Below are 14,639 nucleotides of genomic sequence, written 5' to 3' on the forward strand. Positions count from 1 at the left end.
CGGGGGCCGGGGACTCCGAGGCGAGCTGCCCGTACGCACCCGTCCAGATCGGGGTGTCCACCTTGGCGGCGACGTCGTCGAGCGTCACCGACTGCACCTGGTCGGACTCGGCCGGGTCGGAACGGCCGGGGATGCGCGGTTCGCTCTCCTGCAGGCGGACGACGGCCGTCACCTCACCCGAGGGTGGCGCGGGGACGTGGTCGGGCGCGTCCTGCGCGTTGCCGGTCGGCACCCACCCGCGGTCGACGATGAACGCCCGGCCCGTGTCGGTGACCAGGGGGGTCAGGACCTCGAAGCCGGGCTGGCCGTTGTGCACGCGGTTGCGGACGAGCAGCTGGGCGTCGACGTCGTACTGACCCGTCACCGAGACGCGGAGCCACTCCTGGTCGTCCTGCCAGCTCGAGGCCTGCGGCAGCGCCTGGTCGAGGGGGACCGGCGCGTGGTCGTAGTTCTGTGCGACCTGCGCGTTCTGCCGGACGGCTTCGTTGCGGCGGTCCCACTGCCACATGCCGAACAGCGCACAGACGACGGCGAAGGCCACGGCGATGGCGAAGTACCCGAGCCAGCGACGGCTGCGGACGAAGCGCCACCCGACGAACGGCTCGTCGGGGTCGCGGCCCGCATCGGCGCGGTCGTCCGCCGCGGCGGGACGCTGCAGTTGTGCGGCGTGCTTCCGGCCGTAGCGCGACTGCGGATCGAAGTCCTGGGTCATCGCGTGGTGCCGGTGGAGCGCACCCCGACGTCGTTCTTGGGGGCGGCCGCCGGGTCGCGTTCGTCATCGAGGCGGTCGACGTCCTCGTGCATGCCGGTGACGCGCACCGGGAAGGAACGCGAGCGCAGGTAGTCCGCCAGGAAGTCGCGGTGCTCCTCGCACGCCGCCCAGATCTTGACGCGATCGGTCGCGTGGATGCGGGGGTTGCGCCAGTTGATCCGCCAGGCGGCCGTCGAGGTGCAGCCGGCGCGGGAGCACACCGGGGTCGACCCCGGCTCGGTCTGCAGGTCGAAGGTCGCCCCCATCAGCGGTGGCCCCACATCTTCGACCGGTCGCCGTTGCGCTGCCACTCGTCCTGGGCGTGCTGCGCCTGTTGCCGCAGACGGTCCTGCTCGTCGCGGTAGGCCTGTGCCCGGGCGTCCTCCTGCTGTTCCCGCAAGCGCGGGTCGACGGCGTCGTAGAGCTCGATGGCGCCGGCAGGGGAGATCATGTCGCTCTCGGTGCGGCTGCCCGCATTGGCGATGACGACGGCGACCCAGGGGATCACGGCGGCCAGGACGATCGGGATCGCGACGATCCACGAGTGCCACGTGGTCCAGATGAGCACGGCCGCGATGAAGAGGACGACCCGCACGGCCATCTGCCAGACGTAGCGGGACAGGCGGTGCGCCCGGTCCTGCTCCGGCGTGTCCGGGAGCGAGGTGATGCTCGTGTTCGTGCTCTTCATACAGATGGTCTCCGTCTACCCGTGGTCAAGCCTAAGCCCGTCGGGTGGATCGTGCTCGCGCCGCGCGCGAACCGGTGGACGGACCGGCTCCGGTACGCTCGTCCGGGCGTGTCAGCCGGGCACTCGGCGCCGATCGACACGACCCCACCCCACCGAACGGAGCGACCATGAGCACCCCCCGTACCGTCCTCATCACCGGCGGCAACCGTGGCATCGGCCGCGCCCTCGCCGAGCGGTTCGTCGCCGCCGGCCACCGGGTCGCGGTCACCTCGCGGAGCGGCCAGGGCGGACCCGAGGGCGCCCTGACCGTGCAGGCCGACATCACCGACACGGCCTCGGTCGACGCCGCCTTCACGCAGGTCGAGGCCGAGTACGGCCCCGTCGAGGTGCTCGTCGCGAACGCCGGGATCACGAACGACCAGCTGCTGCTCCGGATGTCCGAGGACGACTTCACGAGCGTCGTGGACACGAACCTCACGGGCACCTTCCGCGTCGTCAAGCGCGCCACGAAGGGCATGATGAAGGCGAAGTTCGGCCGCATCGTGCTCATGTCGAGCGTCGTCGGTGCCTACGGCCAGATCGGCCAGGTCAACTACGCCTCGTCGAAGGCGGCGCTGGTCGGCATGGCCCGCTCGATCACCCGCGAGCTCGGGTCGCGCGGCATCACGGCGAACGTCGTCGCCCCGGGCTTCATCCAGACCGACATGACGGCGGCGCTGTCCGACGAGCTGCAGGCCGAGTTCAAGAAGGCGATCCCGGCCGCCCGCTACGGCACCGTGGACGACGTCGCCGACGCCACGCTCTTCCTGGCCAGCGACGGGGCCGGGTACGTCTCCGGTGCGATCATCCCGGTCGACGGCGGCCTGGGCATGGGGCACTAGGCGCGCCGCCGGCACGTGGTCTCGCGCTGGGCGACACTCCACGGGCACGCGTGCGCGTGACCTGTCGCCGAGCGCGAAGCGTCGAAGCGACGGGTGCGCCCGGCGCGCTCAGCCGCGCAGGCCGAGCGCCGCGAGCACGACCGACAGGTCGCGGTCGACGACCGACACGTCGGCCTGCTCCCGCACCCGCGGCTTCGCGTCGAAGGCCACGGACAGGGCCGCGACCCGCATCATCTCGAGGTCGTTCGCGCCGTCGCCGACCGCCACGGTCCGCACCGCGTCCACACCGTCCGCGTCGGCCCACTCGCGCAGCGCGACGGCCTTGGCGTGCGCGTCGACGATCCCGCCGAGCACCCGCCCGGTGAGCACCCCGTCGCGCACCTCGAGCCGGTTGGCGCGGCAGTGGTCGAGCCCCAGCCGTTCCGCGAACGGGTCGAGCACCTCGTGGAACCCGCCGGACACCACGCCGACCGTGCCGCCTGCGGCGTGCACGCCGCGGACGAGCGCGTCGGCGCCCCGCGTGACGCGGACCGCCCGCTGTGCGCGGGCGAAGACGTCGGCCTGGAGGCCCGCCAGCGTCGCGACACGCTCCCGGAGGCTCGCGGCGAAGTCGATCTCGCCGTGCATGGCGCGCTCCGTGATCGCGGCGACCTGTGGTCGGGTCCCGGCGGCGTCCGCCAGCAGTTCGATCACCTCGTCCTCGAGGAGCGTGGAATCGGCATCGAGGACGACGAGGAAGCGGGGCACGCACCAACGGTACCGACAGACGGAGGCACGGCCGCGTCGTGTGACGCGAGCCGTGCCTCCGATCCGGTGCCCTGTGACGCGCTACGCGTCGACGCGCACGCCCTTGCCGACCACGGTGATGCCCGACGCGGTGACGGTGAAGCCGCGGGCCTCGTCGGTCTCACGGTCGATGCCGACCTGCGCACCGGGCGCGATGACGACGTCCTTGTCGAGGATGGCGCGGTTCACGACCGCGCCGGCACCGATCGTCGCCCGCTCGAAGACGATCGAGTCGAGCACCTTCGCGCCCGAGTCGATCGAGCACCACGAGCCGATCATGCTGCGCTCGACCTGCGCCCCGGACACCAGGCAGCCCAGCGACACGAGGGAGTCCACCGTGGAGCCGGTGTTGCCGTTCGCGTCGCGGACGAACTTCGCCGGGGGCAGGTTCGTCTGCTGGTTGAAGATCGGCCAGTCCTGGTTGTACAGGTTGAAGACCGGGACCGGTGCGATGAGGTCCATGTGGGCGTCGAAGAACGAGTCGATGGTGCCCACATCGCGCCAGTAGTACTTGTCGCGGTCGGTGGACCCCGGCACCTCGTTGCGCTGCAGGTCGTAGACGCCGGCGTCGCCGCGGTTCACGAAGTCGGGGACGATGTCGCCACCCATGTCGTGCTTCGACGTCTCGAGCTGACCGTCGCGGAGGACGGCGTCGACCAGGGCGTCGGCGTCGAAGACGTAGTTGCCCATCGACGCGAGGACCTCGCCGGGGGAGTCGGCCAGGCCGACCGCGTCCTTCGGCTTCTCGAGGAACGCCGCGATCTTCGTCGGGTCGTCCTCGGCCACCTGGATGACGCCGAACTGGTCGGCGAGCCCGATCGGCTGGCGGATGGCCGCGACCGTGGCACTGCGGCCGGAGGCGATGTGCGCCTCGACCATCTGGTGGAAGTCCATCCGGTACACGTGGTCGGCGCCGACGACGACCACGACGTCGGGTCGCTCGTCGCGCAGCAGGTTGAGCGACTGCAGGATCGCGTCGGCCGAACCGGCGAACCAGCGCTTGCCGAGCCGCTGCTGCGCGGGGACGGACGCCACGTAGGAGCCGAGCAGCCCCTCCATGCGCCACGTCTCCGCGACGTGCCGGTCGAGACTGTGCGACTTGTACTGGGTCAGGACGACGATCTTCTGCAGACCGGAGTTGACGAGGTTGGACAGTGCGAAGTCGATGAGACGGAAGTTGCCGCCGAACGGGACGGCGGGCTTCGCGCGATCTGCTGTGAGCGGCATGAGTCGTTTGCCCTCGCCGCCAGCGAGCACGATGCCGAAGACCTTCTTTGGTGCCATGCCGCTCACAGTAGGCGTCAGCACTGGGAACCGGTTACCTTGAACCAGTGCGAGTCGATCTGCTGACCAGGGAGTATCCGCCGGAGGTCTACGGCGGAGCGGGTGTCCACGTGTCCGAACTCACCGCCGCGTTGCGGTCGGGAACCGACACCGACGTCCGTGTCCGGGCCTTCGGGGCCTTCCGAGACGAAGCCGACGTGTGGTCCTACCGGACCCCGGACGGGCTCGGTCAGGCGAACGGCGCGCTGCAGGCCCTCGGGACCGACGTGGCCATCGCCGCCGACGTCGAGGGTGCCGACCTGGTGCACTCCCACACCTGGTACGCGAACTCGGCGGGCCGGATCGCGCAGCTGACGTACGGCATCCCGCACGTCGTCACCGCCCACAGCCTCGAGCCCCTGCGCCCGTGGAAGGCCGAGCAGCTCGGCGGCGGCTACCGCCTGTCGAGCTGGATGGAGCGCGAGGCGTTCGAACACGCCGACGGTGTCATCGCGGTGTCGAAGGCGATGCGCGCGGACATCCTCCGCTCGTACCCGTCGATCGACCCCGCGAAGGTGCACGTCGTCTACAACGGCATCGACATCGACGAGTGGAAGCCCACCGTCGACGAGGACGCCGTCCGCTCGCTCGGGATCGACCCGTCGAAGCGCTCGGTCGTGTTCGTCGGGCGCATCACCCGCCAGAAGGGCCTGCCCTACCTGCTGCGCGCCGTCGCGTCGCTGCCGGAGGACGTGCAGATCGTGCTGTGCGCCGGCGCGCCGGACACGCCGGAGATCCTCGCCGAGGTCACCGAACTCGTCTCCTCGCTGCGCGAACGGCGCGAGGGCGTCGTGTGGATCGACCGGATGCTCGCCCACCAGGAGATCGTCAACGTGCTCACGTCGGGCACCGTGTTCGTCTGCCCGTCGGTGTACGAGCCGCTCGGCATCGTGAACCTCGAGGCCATGGCGTGCGGCATCCCCGTCGTGGGCACCGGCACCGGGGGCATCCCCGAGGTCGTCGCCGACGGCCTGACCGGACGCATCGTCCCGATCGACCAGGTGCAGGACGGCACCGGCACCCCGACCGACCCCGACCGCTTCGTCGCCGACCTGGCCGCGACCCTCACCGAGGTGCTCGCCGACGAGGGGCTGGCGAAGCTCATGGGGCGCGCCGGGCGGCTGCGCGTGGAGACCGAGTTCACGTGGGACGCGATCGCCACCAGGACACGGCAGGTCTACGACCAGGTGCTCGGGCAGAAGCCGTAGGCTGGGGGCATGCCCTCGGTCGTGCGCTTGTCAGACGTCTCCGTGGTCCGCAACGGGGCCACCATCCTCGACGCGATCTCGTGGGAGGTGCAGGACGACGAACGCTGGGTCGTGCTCGGTGCGAACGGCGCCGGCAAGACCACGCTGCTGCAGGTGGCCGGCGCCCAGACGTTCCCGACCTCGGGTGACGTCGAGGTGCTCGGCACCGAGCTCGGCGGCGCCGACCTGTTCGAGCTCCGGCCGCGCATCGGATTCGCCTCGACCGCGCTGGCGCGACGCATCCCGGTGACCGAGAAGGTCATCGACGTGGTGCTCACCGCGGCGTACTCGGTCACCGGCCGCTGGAACGAGGAGTACGAGGAGCTCGACGTCCGCCGTGCCCAGCGCGTGCTCGACGAGTGGGGCCTCGGCTCCTTCACCGACCGCACGTTCGGCGAACTGAGCGACGGCGAGCAGAAGCGCGTCCAGATCGCCCGCGCCGTGATGACCGATCCGGAGATCCTGTTCCTCGACGAACCGGCCGCGTCGCTCGACCTCGGCGCCCGCGAGAGCCTCGTCCGCACCCTCGGCGGCTACGCCCAGAGTGCGGACTCGCCGGCGATCGTCATCGTCACCCACCACGTCGAGGAGATCCCGGCCGGGTTCACGCACGCGCTCGTCCTCGCGGACGGCCATGTGCAGGCCGCGGGGCCGATCGACGAGGTCCTGACCGACCAGACCCTGACCGAGGCGTTCGGCATCGAGCTCTCCGTCACCAAGGACGCCGGTCGCTACACGGCACGCGCCGCGTAGCGCTGCGATCCGGTCGTCTCTCTGGTATCGTGGACGGCTGGCGCAAGCCGATGACTTCCCGCGCAGTTCGCGCAATCCCACCACCGCTATCGAGGAATCTCCATGAAGACCGACACCCACCCCGAGTACCGCGCCATCGTCTTCCGCGACCTGGCCTCCGGTGAGACGTTCCTGACGCGTTCGACCGCGAACAGCGACAAGACCATCGAGCTCGACGGTGCGACCTACCCGGTCATCGACGTCGAGATCTCCTCCGCGTCGCACCCGTTCTACACGGGCAAGCAGCGCATCCTCGACTCGGCCGGTCGCGTCGAGAAGTTCAACCAGCGCTTCAAGGGCTTCAGCAAGTAAGCAGCCCACACAACGCCATCGGGCGGCTCTCCTTCGGGAGGGCCGCCCGTTCGCGTTGTGGGGCGTCGTCGCGAGTTCCCTGACCGGTTGCGCCCCGCTGCGGTCGTTGCACCCGGGTGTGCAGGGGCGCGATGACCGGAGCGGGGCGCGGTGCTGCTGGCGCGCGGGAGTGGTGCGGAGCGGTGGCGCGAGTTGGCGCGGGGTGGCGGCGTGGGGTGGCGGCGCACAACCGAAGTGCATCGGCGCCACCTCTTCGCGTGGTGCCGATGCACTTTGGTTGTGCGCGGGCACGGGGGCGGTTGTGTGCGCGCGGGCGCGGCTTGTGCGCGGGCACGGGCGCGTTTGTGTGCGCGCGGGCGCGGTTGTGCGGGCGCGGGCGGGCGGCACGGGGTGGGCGGCCGCCGTGCACCCGGGGGCGGTCAGGCGCCGTTGCGGTGGGGCCAGCGGCCGTCGGCGACGAAGGCCGGGTCGCGCTTCTTCCGCATGTAGTCCTGGAACGAGGTCGCCTGCTCGGCGCACCAGCCGACCTGCTTGCGGTGGAGTTCCTCGGCCGAGACGCCGAGTTCATCCGGGTAGCGGTTCGCGATGGCCTGGGCGACACGCCCGGCAGCGATCGCGTCGGCGCCGGCGTCGTGGGCGTCGTCGAGGGCCACGCCGTAGAGCTCGGACGCGGCCTCGAGCGTGCGCTTGCCCTTGCGGTAGGTGTCGAGCGCCTTGTCGATCACGAGCGGGTCGACGACGTTGCCGATCACCGGCGAGGCGAACCCGTGGCGCTTGGCCTCGCGGTCGAGGACGGTGAGGTCGTACGGGGCGTTGTAGATGACGAGCGGGATGCCGCGGGCGAACACCGCTTCGATGGCGGCGATGATCTCGCCCACGACCTCGGCGGCGGGACGCCCTTCGGCCTGCGCGCGTTCGGTGGTGTACCCGTGCACGGCCGCGGCGCCCTCGGGGATCTCGACGCCCGGATCGGCGATCCACGCACCCTCGACGATGGACCGCCCGGTGACGTCGATCAGGCCCACGTGGGCGGTGACGATGCGGGCGGTCTCGACGTCGACACCGGTGGTCTCGAGGTCGAACACGCCGAGCGCGTGCCACCAGGGCCGACCGGAGAGGTCCTGCACCGGGGGAGTCGTCGGCGCGGGCGTGTCGAGCGCTGCTGCGGAGTACGTCACCCGACGAGGCTAGCCGGACGCACCGACACCACCACGGCGACCCGCCCGCCGCCCGCTCGTCCGGCCAGCCGGGGGGCCGCCCGGCGCGCCCCGGTCAGCCGACCGGTGCGCCGACGTGCAGCCAGAAGAACGACTGCGTGCCCATGGTGAGCGTGACGGTGCCGTCCTCGTCGAAGGACGGGAACGAGCTGCCGCCGAACAGGTCGTACAGCGGGCGACCGGCGTACTCGGGTGCCGTGATGGTCACCGAGGTCGGGTTCGTCGCGAACGAGAACACGCACAGGACGTCCTCGGCGGACGGGCCGAACTGCTGCCCGGAGCCCTCCCACGAGCGGACGAAGGCGAGCACCGACTCGTTCGAGGTCTCCTGCACGTCGAGCGTGCCGAGTCCGAAGACCGGGTGCGCCTTCCGCACGTGGATGACGTTCCGGACCCAGTGCAGCAGGGAGCGCGACTGGGCGAGCTGCGCCTCGACGTTGACCTGCGCGTAGTTGTACACCAGGGACTGCACGACGGGCAGGTACAACTTGCCCGGGTCGGCGGTCGAGAAGCCGGCGTTCCGGTCCGGCGTCCACTGCATGGGCGTGCGGGACGAGTCGCGGTCCGGCAGCCAGATGTTGTCGCCCATGCCGATCTCGTCGCCGTAGTACAGGAACGGCGAACCCGGCAGCGAGAACAGCAGCGCGTGGATGAGTTCGAGCTCGGCGCGGGAGTTGTCGAGCAGGGGAGCGAGACGGCGACGGATGCCGATGTTCGAGCGCATCCGCGGGTCGTACCCGTACCAGCCGTACATCGCCTGCCGGTACTCCTCGCTCACCATCTCGAGCGTGAGCTCGTCGTGGTTGCGGAGGAAGACGCCCCACGCCGCCGACGAGGGGACGTCGAGGGTCTCGGACAGGATCGCCTTGAGCTCGGCCGCGTGCTGGGCGCGGAGCGAGTAGAAGATCCGGGGCATGACCGGGAAGTCGAACGCCATGTGGCACTCGGGTTCCTCGTCCGTGCCGAAGAACGCGGCGGTCTCACGGGGCCACTGGTTCGCCTCGGCCAGCAGGACCCGGCCGGGGTACTCGTCGTCCACCATCGCGCGGAGCTTCTTGATGAACTCGTGGGTCTCCGGCTCGCCCTCGCCGTTGCCCTCCTCGGACTCGAACAGGTACGGGATCGCGTCGAGCCGCAGACCGTCGACACCCATGTCCAGCCAGTGCCGGACGACGTCGTACACGGCCTCGACCACGGCCGGGTTCTCGAAGTTCAGGTCGGGCTGGTGCGAGAAGAACCGGTGGAAGAAGAACTGCCGGCGCACCGGGTCGAACGTCCAGTTCGACTCCTCGGTGTCCACGAAGATGATGCGGATGTTCGAGTAGTCCTCGTCGGTGTCCCGCCAGACGTAGAAGTCGCCGTAGGGGCCGTCCGGGTCCTCGCGGGACTGCTGGAACCACTCGTGCTGGTCGCTCGTGTGGTTGATCACCATGTCGATGACGATGCGCATGTTGCGCTCGTGCGACTTCGTGACCAGCTCGCGGAAGTCGTCGAGGGTGCCGAACTCCGGCAGGATCGCCCGGTAGTCGGCGATGTCGTACCCGCCGTCGCGCATCGGCGACTGGAAGAACGGGGGCAGCCACAGGGCGTCCACCCCGAGCCACTGCAGGTAGTCGAGCTTGCCGATCACGCCCTGGATGTCGCCGATGCCGTCACCGTTCGAATCCACGAACGAGCGGATCATGCACTCGTAGAAGACCGAGCGCTTGTACCACTGCGGGTCGAGCGTCAGTCCGGGCAACTGGATCGGGGCTGTGAAGGTCACCGTGCTCCTCGTCGAAGGTCGTCGGACCCGTCGACGGCCCGCCCCGGACACGATAGGCGCGCGACGCTGCGGGTGTCCGGGGTTTCGTGCGGTTGGCTCCCTAGACTGGCGCGGATGCAACCGCCCGTGCTCTCCCCGTACCAGTCGCTGATGGCCGCCACCCCGGTCGTGCACCGGGCCGTCCAGGTGGACGGCCGGACCACGCACCACTGGGTCTACGGGCCCGAGGACGCCGACCGGACCGTGCTCGCCGTCCACGGGTTCCGCGGGGACCACCACGGGTTGGAGACGATCGCCGCACACCTGGAGGGCGTCCGCGTGATCGTGCCGGACCTGCCCGGCTTCGGCGAGTCGGACCCGCTGCCGGTCTCCGACGTCGACGGGTACGTCACGTGGCTGAAGGGGTTCGCCGCCGCGCTCGGCCTGGGCCGCGACACCGTCGTGCTCGGCCACTCGTTCGGCTCGATCGTCGTCTCGGCGGCCGTCGCCGCCGGACTCGACACCCGGCTGCTCGTCCTCGTCAACCCGATCGCCGCCCCGGCCCTGCAGGGTCCGCGCGCGATCGGCACGGCCATCGCGATCGGCTACTACCGGGCGGGCGCGGTGCTGCCCCGGCCGATCGGACTCGGCATCCTGCGCAACGGCGCGATCGTCCGCGCGATGAGCGTCGCGATGCTCAAGTCGCACGACCCGGCGCTGCGCCGCTGGGTGCACGACCAGCACGACCGGTACTTCTCGGCCTTCGCGAACCGCACGAGCGTGCTCGAGGCGTTCCGGACCTCGGTCACGCACGACGTGTCGGAGTACGCCGACCGGATCGACGTGCCGGTGCTCATGGTGGCCGCCGAGCACGACGACATCACGGCCGTGCCCGAGCAGCGCGCGCTGGCCGCCCGGTTGCGCGACGCCGAGCTCGTCGTGATCCCGGGCGTCGGACACCTGGTGCACTACGAGACGCCGGCGCCGGCCGCGGCCGCCGTCCTGCGGCGGATGGCCGACACGCCGGCCCGTCCGGGACGCGACCGGAGGGCGAATGCGCGACGGTCGCCGGGGCCGACCCGGGCCTCCCGGCCGACCGAGGCACGCGACGGCGCGACCCGGGGAGCGGACCAGGACCAGCACGGGACGGCCGCCCCGGCCGGCGAGACGGAGGCGTCGTGACGCGGCTGCGCATCGGCATCGACTGCCGCTACGTGCGGATCGGCCGGCACGACGGGATCAGCCGGTTCACCGCGGGCGTCGTGGCGCACCTGCCCGACCGCCACGACTACGTGCTGCTCGTCAGCGACGAACGCCAGCTCGAGTCGCTGCCGCGTGAGCTGCCGTGGGAACTGCTGCCGGCCCCGACCGACGCGGGGGAGCCGCTCGTCGCCCGCCGGGTGAACCGTCTGGGACTCGACGCGGTGTTCTCGCCGATGCAGACGATGGGGTCGCGCGGCCGCGACCACGCGCTCGTGCTGACGCTGCACGACCTGATCTACTACCGGAACCGCACGCCTCCGCGGGAGTTCTCGTGGCCGCTCCGGCTCGGGTGGCGGGCGTTCCACCTGTCCTGGGTGCCGCAGCGCCTGCTGCTGAACGGCGCCGACGGGATCGTCACGGTGTCGGAGACCACCGCGACGCTCATCGCCGAGCACCGGCTCACCCGGCGTCCGGTCACCGTGGCGTACAACGCCGCGGACCCGGCGGACCCACGACCGGCAGACGGGGCGCGTGAGCGCTCGCTCGTCTACATGGGCTCCTTCATGCCGTACAAGAACGTCGAGACGCTCGCGGCGGCGCTGCCGCTGCTCGGCCCGGACTGGACGCTGCACTGCATGTCGCGCGTGTCCGCAGCCGACCGTGCCCGGCTCGAGGGGCTCGCGCCCGCAGGGGCGATCGTGTTCCACGACGGGGCGTCGGACGAGGAGTACCTGTCGGTGCTCCGGTCGGCCACGGCGTTGGCCACGGCCTCGTACGACGAGGGGTTCGGCATCCCGCTGGTCGAGGCGATGGGCGTCGGCACGCCGGTGGTGGTGAGCGACATCCCGATCTTCCGGGAGATCGGTGGCGAGGCGGCCGAGTACTTCGACCCGGCGTCGCCGTCGGCGGTCGCAGCGGCGGTGCGGCGCGTCGAGGGACGGTGGCAGGAGGCCTCGCAGCAGTCGATCGCGCGGGCCGGGCGGTTCCGGTGGCAGGACTCGGCGGAGCAGGTCGTCCGCGCGGTGGAGCGGGCCGTGCGGGACCGGGCGGCACGCTGACCCCGGATGCCAGCGCCGGCTGGCGCCGGGCGGCACCGCGGTCGGGCTGCCTGCTGGCGCCGGGCGGCACCGCGGTCGGCCTGCCTGCTGGCGCTACTGCGGCGCCCGTACCTCGACGTCCGCTCCTGGGAACACCCGCTGGGTCTCCTCGGTGACCCGCGCCACGATCGGTGGCAGGGCCTTGCCCCGTCCCGGGGTCTCCACGACGACCGACTGGTCGGCGTCGTCGTCGGAGGCCTCGGTGCCCCGGGCCCACGAGCACCGCACCGCCGTCACCCCGCCGATGCGGTCGAGCGTGTCCGCGAGCACCAGGCGGCGCTCCGTCACCGCCCGGTCGCCCGTGACACCGACGTGCAGCACCCCGAGGTCGGCGATGGCGACGATGCGCACGCCGTTGCCGCCGGCGTCCTCCGCCGCACGGCTGACGGCTTCGACGAGGTCCGCACGCGCCGCGCGGTCGAGGGCTGGGTCGGCGCGGACGGTGGCGGTCGCGTCGTAGCTCGCGAACGCCGTCTTCCGCGGTTCGTGGTGCCGCACCTCGACGACCCCGGGCAGGTCGCCGACGCGCGCGTCGAACCGGTCGAGCGCCGCGTCCGGTCGGGGGAACACCCCGCCGATGCCGTTCTGGACGCTCCCGACGATCGACCCGAGCGCCACGACGATGACCGCGGCGACCGCGAGGACACCGACGCTGATGACGACCCAGGTGCGCGCCCGCGTCCGGGACGGCACGGACGCCGTCTCGGGGCCGAAGACCTGGTCGAGGTCGTCGTCCGGCGGGTCGAGGGCGCGCTGCGTGGAGCGGTCGGTTCCGTCGTCGGACATGTCGCTCCCTCCACCCGGACGCGCAGGCGGTTTCGGGTGCGTCGGAGCCTAGTCCCTGGTCAGCTGCGGCGTTCGAGCGGGTTCTGGTGGTCGAACGGAGCGCCGCCGGTCGCGTCGGAGACGTCGTCGATGGGGTCGTCGAACCGGACGAGCTCGGCGTGGAACCGCTCGGGGTCCCAGCGGAACGAGTGGATCGAGCCGTTGCGGATCGGGGTGTCCCGACGGTCTGCGGTGCCCGGCGCCGAGGCGTTCACCACGGCACGGATCACGGCACCGTGCGTCGCGACCACCACGACCCCGCCGTCGAACCGCACCGCGATCTCGCCGAGGGCCTCGGTGGTGCGCGCGAGCAGGGCGGACCGGGACTCACGACCGGGGATGTCGTCGTGCGGGTAGCGGGCCAGGACCTCGTCGTCGGTCAGGCCCTCGGCCTCGCCGTAGGAGCGCTCCGCCAGGCCCGGGTAGGTCGCCGGAGCCGGGAGACCGAGGCGGTCGGCGATGATCGCCCCGGTGGTGGCCGCACGGGACAGCGGTGACGCCACGACGGCGTCGAAGGGTCGCCGGGCGAGCAGTTCGGCGGCTTCGGCGGCCTGTCGGCGCCCGGTGTCGTTGAGGGGGATGTCGGTCGAGCCCTGGATCCGGCGTTGCGCGTTCCAGTCGGTCTCGCCGTGCCGGACGAGGTACAGGTGGGTCGTCACCCGTCGATCTTCGCAGACGACGTGGGGGACCAGTCTGCGCTGCCCGGTCCGCTACTCGTCGCCCGCCGCCGGCACCGCGCCCGCGACCAGCCGCTCCGCCAGGTGCACCAGCGTCTCGGTGGTCCCACCGTCCACCTTCACCGCGGCCCGGCGGTCACTCCGGGTCGCCCCGCGGTTCACGATGACGACGGGGTTCTTCCGACGGGTCGCGTGGTCGACCAGGCGGACGCCGGAGTTCACCGTGAGCGACGACCCCACCACGAGCAGGGCATCGGCGTCGGCGACGATCGACACGGCCTCGTGGAACTTCTCGGTGGGGACGAACTCGCCGAAGAACACGACGTCGGGCTTCAGGTCGCCGCCGCACACCGAGCACGCCGGCACGACGAACCGCCCGACGTCGGTGATCTCGACGTCGCCGTCGGGCTGCAGCTGCACGGAGCCGGGCTCGTCGATCCAGGGGTTCGCGCGGTCGATGGTCGCGGCGAGGTCGGCGCGCGAGAACACCTGGCCACAGGTCAGGCAGACCGCGCGGTCCATCGAGCCGTGGATCTCGACCACCCGGCGCGAACCGGCGCGCAGGTGCAGGCCGTCGACGTTCTGCGTGATGATCCCGGCGACCACGCCGGCGTCCTCGAGTGCGGCGAGCGCGCGATGCCCCGCGTTCGGCGTCGCCGCCGCGAAGCTCCGCCAGCCCAGGTGCGATCCCGCCCAGTACCGCTGCCGCTTCGCGGGGTCGGCGAGGAACTCCTGGAACGTCATCGGCTTGCGCACGACGCGACCGGCACCGCGGTAGTCGGGGATGCCCGAGTCGGTGCTCAGCCCGGCCCCGGAGAGGACCGCGACGCGCTTGCCGGCGAGCACCTCGACCAGCCGGTCGAGGTCGGCCGTGTCGGCCGACCCGGCGGTCGGCGCGGTCGTCGACGCAGCATCATCCAGCACCCTGTTCACGGTACCCTCAACACCCGACCGTGCCGATCGCTTCCCGCGGCGGCGCAGTCACCCCGCACCCGGCACCGAGCACCGAGCACCAGCACCAGCACCAGGACCCGTACCCCGGACCCCGGTCACCGGCGCCGCGGGAAGCGATCGGCACGGTCGGGTGTTGAGGGTA

The 14,639-nt window shown here is 71.7% G+C and carries 16 protein-coding genes; 6 read left to right on the top strand and 10 right to left on the bottom strand.

The genetic code is table 11. From position 1 onward, the window contains the following. The 3 genes from LEL83_RS15255 to LEL83_RS15265 all read right to left on the bottom strand — a co-directional run. Positions 1 to 712: SURF1 family cytochrome oxidase biogenesis protein (locus LEL83_RS15255; RefSeq protein WP_225559457.1), on the bottom strand; the 712-nt coding region annotated here is incomplete at its 3' end. Further along, positions 709 to 1,017 (bottom strand): hypothetical protein, encoded by a 309-nt coding sequence (locus tag LEL83_RS15260; protein WP_225559458.1) that lies wholly within the window; start codon positions 1,015 to 1,017, stop codon positions 709 to 711. The genes LEL83_RS15255 and LEL83_RS15260, both read right to left, overlap by 4 nt. Continuing rightward, a complete protein-coding gene (locus tag LEL83_RS15265; protein ID WP_198655921.1) occupies positions 1,017 to 1,439 on the bottom strand; it encodes a DUF3099 domain-containing protein in 423 nt (140 codons plus the stop codon). The genes LEL83_RS15260 and LEL83_RS15265 overlap by 1 nt, the downstream gene beginning before the upstream one ends. A gap of 167 nt (positions 1,440 to 1,606) precedes the next feature. On the opposite strand from LEL83_RS15265, the gene fabG reads away from it, so the two are divergent. After that, positions 1,607 to 2,320 (top strand): 3-oxoacyl-ACP reductase FabG, encoded by a 714-nt coding sequence (fabG, locus tag LEL83_RS15270; protein WP_198655920.1) that lies wholly within the window; start codon positions 1,607 to 1,609, stop codon positions 2,318 to 2,320. Positions 2,321 to 2,428: 108 nt separating this feature from the next. On the opposite strand, the gene serB is transcribed toward fabG, so the two are convergent. Beyond that, complete coding sequence (gene serB / locus LEL83_RS15275) at positions 2,429 to 3,067, bottom strand: phosphoserine phosphatase SerB (protein ID WP_198655919.1); 639 nt, start codon at positions 3,065 to 3,067, stop codon at positions 2,429 to 2,431. 81 nt (positions 3,068 to 3,148) lie between these two features. Next, a complete protein-coding gene (glgC, locus tag LEL83_RS15280; RefSeq protein WP_225559459.1) occupies positions 3,149 to 4,390 on the bottom strand; it encodes a glucose-1-phosphate adenylyltransferase in 1,242 nt (413 codons plus the stop codon). Positions 4,391 to 4,437: 47 nt separating this feature from the next. Between glgC and glgA the strand changes: the two genes are divergently transcribed. The 3 genes from glgA to LEL83_RS15295 all read left to right on the top strand — a co-directional run bounded on the left by glgA (position 4,438) and on the right by LEL83_RS15295 (position 6,780). Continuing rightward, positions 4,438 to 5,637 carry a glycogen synthase gene (glgA, locus tag LEL83_RS15285; RefSeq protein ID WP_225559460.1) on the top strand — a complete coding sequence of 400 codons (1,200 nt, stop codon included), beginning with the start codon at positions 4,438 to 4,440 and terminating at the stop codon, positions 5,635 to 5,637. Positions 5,638 to 5,646: 9 nt separating this feature from the next. Continuing rightward, positions 5,647 to 6,429 (top strand): ABC transporter ATP-binding protein, encoded by a 783-nt coding sequence (locus tag LEL83_RS15290; RefSeq protein ID WP_198655916.1) that lies wholly within the window; start codon positions 5,647 to 5,649, stop codon positions 6,427 to 6,429. Between the two features lie 102 nt (positions 6,430 to 6,531). Further along, positions 6,532 to 6,780, top strand: coding sequence for a type B 50S ribosomal protein L31 (locus LEL83_RS15295; protein ID WP_017887280.1), 249 nt, complete (start codon positions 6,532 to 6,534; stop codon positions 6,778 to 6,780). Positions 6,781 to 7,199: 419 nt separating this feature from the next. Here the strand turns inward: LEL83_RS15295 and LEL83_RS15300 are convergent, their stop codons facing one another. Both LEL83_RS15300 and treS read right to left on the bottom strand, forming a co-directional pair. Beyond that, a complete protein-coding gene (locus LEL83_RS15300) occupies positions 7,200 to 7,907 on the bottom strand; it encodes a 3'-5' exonuclease (protein ID WP_198658678.1) in 708 nt (235 codons plus the stop codon). A 145-nt stretch (positions 7,908 to 8,052) separates the two neighbouring features. Further along, positions 8,053 to 9,762: a maltose alpha-D-glucosyltransferase gene (treS, locus tag LEL83_RS15305; RefSeq protein WP_198655915.1), complete on the bottom strand. Its 1,710-nt coding sequence runs from the start codon at positions 9,760 to 9,762 to the stop codon at positions 8,053 to 8,055. Positions 9,763 to 9,876: 114 nt separating this feature from the next. Here treS and LEL83_RS15310 point away from each other — a divergent pair, with 114 nt between their 5' ends. Then, a complete protein-coding gene (locus LEL83_RS15310; RefSeq protein ID WP_225559462.1) occupies positions 9,877 to 10,923 on the top strand; it encodes an alpha/beta fold hydrolase in 1,047 nt (348 codons plus the stop codon). 5 nt (positions 10,924 to 10,928) lie between these two features. Next, the gene (locus tag LEL83_RS15315) at positions 10,929 to 12,002 is read left to right on the top strand and encodes a glycosyltransferase family 4 protein (protein ID WP_225559466.1); all 1,074 of its coding nucleotides are present in this window, start codon (positions 10,929 to 10,931) and stop codon (positions 12,000 to 12,002) included. Positions 12,003 to 12,095: 93 nt separating this feature from the next. On the opposite strand, the gene LEL83_RS15320 is transcribed toward LEL83_RS15315, so the two are convergent. From LEL83_RS15320 to LEL83_RS15330, 3 genes are read right to left on the bottom strand one after another with little or no spacing between them, the layout of a single operon-like run. Further along, positions 12,096 to 12,827: a hypothetical protein gene (locus LEL83_RS15320; protein ID WP_225559463.1), complete on the bottom strand. Its 732-nt coding sequence runs from the start codon at positions 12,825 to 12,827 to the stop codon at positions 12,096 to 12,098. 59 nt (positions 12,828 to 12,886) lie between these two features. Further along, positions 12,887 to 13,525 carry a histidine phosphatase family protein gene (locus LEL83_RS15325; RefSeq protein ID WP_225559464.1) on the bottom strand — a complete coding sequence of 213 codons (639 nt, stop codon included), beginning with the start codon at positions 13,523 to 13,525 and terminating at the stop codon, positions 12,887 to 12,889. A 51-nt stretch (positions 13,526 to 13,576) separates the two neighbouring features. Next, complete coding sequence (locus LEL83_RS15330) at positions 13,577 to 14,467, bottom strand: Sir2 family NAD-dependent protein deacetylase (RefSeq protein ID WP_225559465.1); 891 nt, start codon at positions 14,465 to 14,467, stop codon at positions 13,577 to 13,579. Between the last annotated feature and the right edge of the window lie 172 nt (positions 14,468 to 14,639).

The organism is Curtobacterium oceanosedimentum (genome assembly GCF_020297365.1).
In the GTDB taxonomy this organism is placed as follows: Bacteria; Actinomycetota; Actinomycetes; order Actinomycetales; family Microbacteriaceae; genus Curtobacterium.

What these genes read in the sequence shown, in the direction of transcription:
- LEL83_RS15260 (WP_225559458.1), bottom strand. Translation starts at nt 1,017, where the DNA reads ATGGGGGCGACCTTCGACCTGCAGACCGAGCCGGGGTCGACCCCGGTG.
- LEL83_RS15290 (WP_198655916.1), top strand. Translation starts at nt 5,647, where the DNA reads ATGCCCTCGGTCGTGCGCTTGTCAGACGTCTCCGTGGTCCGCAACGGG.
- LEL83_RS15265 (WP_198655921.1), bottom strand. Translation starts at nt 1,439, where the DNA reads ATGAAGAGCACGAACACGAGCATCACCTCGCTCCCGGACACGCCGGAG.
- LEL83_RS15310 (WP_225559462.1), top strand. Translation starts at nt 9,877, where the DNA reads ATGCAACCGCCCGTGCTCTCCCCGTACCAGTCGCTGATGGCCGCCACC.
- fabG (WP_198655920.1), top strand. Translation starts at nt 1,607, where the DNA reads ATGAGCACCCCCCGTACCGTCCTCATCACCGGCGGCAACCGTGGCATC.
- LEL83_RS15320 (WP_225559463.1), bottom strand. Translation starts at nt 12,827, where the DNA reads ATGTCCGACGACGGAACCGACCGCTCCACGCAGCGCGCCCTCGACCCG.
- LEL83_RS15295 (WP_017887280.1), top strand. Translation starts at nt 6,532, where the DNA reads ATGAAGACCGACACCCACCCCGAGTACCGCGCCATCGTCTTCCGCGAC.
- glgC (WP_225559459.1), bottom strand. Translation starts at nt 4,390, where the DNA reads ATGGCACCAAAGAAGGTCTTCGGCATCGTGCTCGCTGGCGGCGAGGGC.